This window comes from Pacificibacter maritimus (assembly GCF_003814915.1).
GTDB classification, from domain to species: domain Bacteria; phylum Pseudomonadota; class Alphaproteobacteria; order Rhodobacterales; family Rhodobacteraceae; genus Celeribacter; species Celeribacter maritimus.
Genome location: NZ_RKQK01000008.1, coordinates 1 through 4,861, shown reverse-complemented (window position 1 = coordinate 4,861; position 4,861 = coordinate 1). Strand labels below are relative to the sequence as shown.

Annotated in this window: 5 protein-coding genes; 4 read left to right on the top strand and 1 reads right to left on the bottom strand. The window is 53.4% G+C overall.

Annotation, left to right across the window (positions count from 1 at the left end; all coding sequences use genetic code 11):
- The 4 genes from EDD53_RS14700 to EDD53_RS14685 form a co-directional block, all read left to right on the top strand.
- Positions 1 to 573 (top strand): calcium-binding protein (locus EDD53_RS14700; RefSeq protein WP_148087116.1); only part of this gene is annotated, 573 nt, incomplete at its 5' end.
- 236 nt (positions 574 to 809) lie between these two features.
- A complete protein-coding gene (locus EDD53_RS14695; RefSeq protein ID WP_123794317.1) occupies positions 810 to 1,943 on the top strand; it encodes a KpsE/RkpR family capsule polysaccharide export protein in 1,134 nt (377 codons plus the stop codon).
- 3 nt (positions 1,944 to 1,946) lie between these two features.
- Positions 1,947 to 2,603: an ABC transporter ATP-binding protein gene (locus tag EDD53_RS14690; RefSeq protein WP_123794316.1), complete on the top strand. Its 657-nt coding sequence runs from the start codon at positions 1,947 to 1,949 to the stop codon at positions 2,601 to 2,603.
- Positions 2,600 to 3,418: an ABC transporter permease gene (locus tag EDD53_RS14685; RefSeq protein WP_246002432.1), complete on the top strand. Its 819-nt coding sequence runs from the start codon at positions 2,600 to 2,602 to the stop codon at positions 3,416 to 3,418. Before EDD53_RS14690 ends, EDD53_RS14685 begins: the two co-directional genes overlap by 4 nt.
- 24 nt (positions 3,419 to 3,442) lie before the next feature.
- Here the strand turns inward: EDD53_RS14685 and EDD53_RS14680 are convergent.
- A partial coding sequence (locus EDD53_RS14680; protein ID WP_148087115.1) for a calcium-binding protein occupies positions 3,443 to 4,861 on the bottom strand: 1,419 nt, incomplete at its 5' end.

Below are 4,861 nucleotides of genomic sequence, written 5' to 3'. Positions count from 1 at the left end.
GGCGATGACACCCTCAATGGCGGCACAGGCCACGACACGCTGATCGGCGGTGCGGGCGCGGATGCTTTGATCGGTGGCGCAGGCACAGATCGCGCGCAATATACCGATGCGACGGCAAGTGTGCGCGTCGATCTGTGGAATTCCAGCGTCAACACAGGCTATGCGGCAGGCGACACGTTTAGCTCCATCGAAAATCTGATGGGCTCGAACCATGACGATATGCTCAGCGGTAACAACGGGCGCAACGCGATCTGGGGCGGTAATGGAGACGACACCATCCGAGGGCGCGGTGGCGATGACGTGCTGCACGGCGGAACTGGCGCGGACGTTTTTGAATTTGTGGTGGGGGATGACGATGATATCGTTGGCGATTACAACGCCTATGAGGATGACATCGAAATCTTCGGCACAAGCACAGTGAGCGGCGGGATTGATGACACAGATTTTGTCATCACCTACGGTACGGGCGATGACATTGGCACCATCACATTGGCGGGCGTCTATACGGGCTTGACCGAAGACAGCTCCGAATGGAACGACCTCACCGACGCCCTAAATGCCGCCATCGCCTAAGGCATCGCGCGGGTGAGGATCAGGTTAGCCACCTCGCTGCTTCATGACTTTTCGCATAGATTGAATGCGCCTCATTTCAGGTCGCATTCAATCATTGGGCATAGCTTTACGGTATGACCCGTAGGTGGCAAACAGCTCTGGCTGAGCTTTGCCCAAGCCATGACTCATCTTGTTTTCGCTATTGTGACATATTCAAAAGATGGTACATGTCATAGGCAAAACAGAGGCAAGATAACATGCAAGAAAACCTAGGTATTGCAGGGCCTGCGCAAATGGAAAAGCGGCATTACGGAATTTTGTATTCCTTTGGGCTGGCCGTTTTGCTGCCATTGGTTTTATCAGCGGTTTACCTTTGGGGCTTTGCACGCGATCAATATATTTCAAGCATGTCCTTTTCCGTGCGCACTGAAAGTCTGCAATCTGCGACTGATCTTTTGGGGGGGCTATCTTCCATCACGGGCAGCAGCTCAAGCGATGTGGATATTCTCACGCAGTTTATTGCAAGCAGCGATCTTATTGAAATCATCAACAAAGAGATTGACCTAAGAGATGCCTTTTCACAAGCTTGGCCGCGTGATTTCATTTACGCTTTTAACCCGTCTGGTCAACGCGAAGACCTGAATGATTACTGGAACAATATCGTTACGACTCAGTCTGAAAATGGCATATTGACCCTATCCGTGCGCAGCTATGATCCGAAAATAACGCATGACATCACACTAGCGATTTATGAAGCCAGCCGCGACTTGATCAATCGTCTATCCGATGAAGCGCATTCCGATGCTACTCGATTTAGTCGTGACGAGCTGCAAAGCGGAGAGCTACGTTTGTCTGCGGCCCGCGAGGCCATGACCAACTTTCGCTTGGAAGCTAAGATCGTTGACCCAAATGTGACCTTGCAAGCCCAGATGGGGATTTTAACGCAACTACAAGCGCAATTGGCGGAAACTCTGGTGCAACGCAACCTGCTCAGCCGTTCCGCGCGTGAAACAGATCCGCGACTGAACGAAGCCAATCGAAAGATTTCAGCACTTCAGGCCCAGATTGAGGTCGAACAGCAGAAGTTTAGCCGAGGTGGCCAAGGACCAGGTGAAGATGACTATGCGACACTTTTCGCCGATTTTGAACGCCTGACCTCAGATTTGCTATTCGCAGAAGAAGCCTATCGATCAGCGCAGCTCACATATACAGCGGCCTTAGCAGAAGCCAAACGCACAGCCCGCTATTTGGTCGCCCACGTTCAGCCCACACTGGCTGAGAAAAGCCGTTATCCCAATCGTTTTACCAAACTGATCGTTGTTGGTCTGTTCGTATCTTTAATGTGGTCCGTCGGCCTGCTCATCTTTTACAGTATCCGAGATAGACGCTAAGCCATGATTGTCTGTGAAAACGTTTGGAAAATATATCGCACACGTGGAGAACAGAAAGTCGTTGCAAGCGGAATAAACGCCGTTTTCCCAACAGGAGTGGCCGTCGCTTTGCTGGGGCGAAACGGAGCGGGAAAATCCACATTGATGAGCCTGATTGCTGGCAACCAAAAACCAACCCGTGGCCGCATCTGGAGTGATGGGACAATTTCTTGGCCAGTCGGTTTTGCAGGTTCTTTTCACGGTGAACTGACCGGAGCGCAGAACACGCGATTTATCGCCCGCGTTTACGGCGTCGATACGGACATGCTATGCGCCTTTGTCGAAGACTTCGCTGAACTGGGTGCACATTTTCACTACCCGTTTCGCACCTATTCCGCAGGTATGCGATCGCGACTTGCCTTTGGTGTTTCTATGGGCATCCGCTTTGATACCTACCTTGTTGATGAAGTCACAAGCGTTGGAGATCAGCGGTTTAAAGAGAAAGCAAACGAGGTGTTCAACAAACGTATCGGGGCGTCGGGGGCTATCGTTGTATCGCATTCAATGGGCGTCATTCGCAAAATGTGCACAAAGGCTGCCGTGTTGGAAAACGGCAACTTGATCATGTATGAAAATGTCGAAGACGGCATTGCTCATCACTTGGAAAATATGAAGCGATGACAGATCAGCCCCAACAAGATCTACTTGATCAAGACGGAATGCGCGCCCGCAAGTTTCGCACAGGGCGGACGATGTTTGCGCTCATGATGCGCGAAATGTCGACCTCATATGGACGATCCCCTGGCGGATACGCTTGGGCGATTTTGGAACCTGTGCTGGCTCTGGCTGTGCTGTCGACTATTTTCTCATTTGTAATGAGATCGCCTGCAATCGGAGACAGTTTTCCGTTATTTTATGCAACAGGCTATCTACCTTTTATGCTGTTTAACGATGTCGCAAATAAAACGTCAACAGCCTTAAATCACTCGCGCCCCTTGCTGCGATACCCCGCTGTGACCTTTATCGACGCGCTGATGGCACGCGCCTTATTGCATCTTCTGACCCATACATTGGTCGCCTATATCGTGTTTTTTGGCATAGCTATTGTGCTGGATTTACAGATTAGCCCTGACTACACGCAGATCGCGATTTCTTATCTTATGGGCGGTTTGCTTGGGTTTGGTGTCGGCTGTTTCAACTGCTACGTGATGATGAGTTTTCCTGTGTGGGAAAGGATGTGGCAAATTTTGACACGTCCCTTGATCTTTATCTCGGGGCTGTTTTTTCCCTACGAAACAATGCCACAATTCGCGCAAGATATTTTATGGTGGAACCCGCTTATCCATGTGGTTGGCTTTCTGCGCAAAGGCATTTATGCGCCCGGCTACACAGGGGACTATCTGTCGTTGATCTTTCCGATCCTCACGGCTTTGATCTTGTTGGGGCTAGGCCTTTTACTGCTCTGGCGCAATCACCAAAGCTTGCTTGAAGGCTAACCCGATCCTCACCCGCGCCATGCCTTAGGCGATGGCGGCATTTAGGGCGTCGGTGAGGTCGTTCCATTCGGAGCTGTCTTCGGTCAAGCCCGTATAGACGCCTGCCAATGTGATGGTGCCAATGTCGCCGCCCGTACCGTAGGTGATGACAAAATCTGTGTCATCAATCGCGCCGCTCACTGTGCTTGTGCCGAAGATTTCGATGTCATCCTCATAGGCGTTGTAATCGCCAACGATATCGTCGTCATCCCCCACCACAAATTCAAAAACGTCCGCGCCAGTTCCGCCGTGCAGCACGTCATCGCCACCGCGCCCTCGGATGGTGTCGTCTCCATTGCCGCCCCAGATCGCGTTGCGCCCGTTGTTACCGCTCAGGATGTCGTCGTGGTTCGAGCCCAATATATTTTCGATGGAACTGTAAGTGTCGCCTGCCGCATAGCCTGTGTTGACGCTGGAATTCCACAGATCGACGCGCACACTCGCCGTCGCATCGCTATATTGCGCGCGATCTGTGCCTGCACCACCGATCAAAGCATCCGCGCCCGCGCCGCCGATCAGCGTGTCGTTGCCGTTGCCGCCATTCAGCGCGTCATCGCCGCCACGCCCGATCAGGATGTCATCTCCATTGGCACCCCAGATCGCGTTGCGGCCGTTGTTGCCGCTGAGCATATCGTTGTGGTTCGAGCCCATCAGGTTTTCGATGGAGCTAAAGGTGTCGCCTGCCGCATAGCCTGTGTTTGCGGCTGTGTTGAGCAGATCAACGCGCAAAGCTGCCGTCGCATCGGTATATTGCGCGCGATCTGTGCCTGCGCCACCGATCAAAGCATCCGCACCCGCGCCGCCGATCAGCGTGTCGTTGCCATTCCCGCCATTCAGCGTGTCATCGCCGCCACGCCCGATCAGGATGTCGTCGCCATTGGCGCCCCAGATCGCGTTGCGGCCGTTGTTGCCGCTGAGCATATCGTTGTGGTTCGAGCCCATCAGATTTTCGATGGAGCTAAAGGTGTCGCCTGCTGCATAGCCTGTGTTTGCGGCTGTGTTGAGCAGATCAACGCGCAAAGCTGCCGTCGCATCGGTATATTGCGCGCGATCTGTGCCTGCGCCGCCGATCAAAGCATCCGCGCCCGCACCGCCGATCAGCGTGTCGTTGCCATTCCCGCCATTGAGGGTGTCATCGCCGCCACGCCCGATCAGGATGTCGTCACCATTGGCGCCCCAGATCGCGTTGCGGCCGTTGTTGCCGCTGAGCATATCGTTGTGGTTCGAGCCCATTAGATTTTCGATGGAGCTAAAGGTGTCGCCTGCCGCATAGCCTGTGTTCGCGGCTGTGTTTAGCAGGTCGACGCGTAAAGCTGCTGTCGCATCGGTATATTGCGCGCGATCTGTGCCTGCACCACCGATCAAAGCATCCGCACCCGCACCGCCGATCAGCGTGTCGTTGCC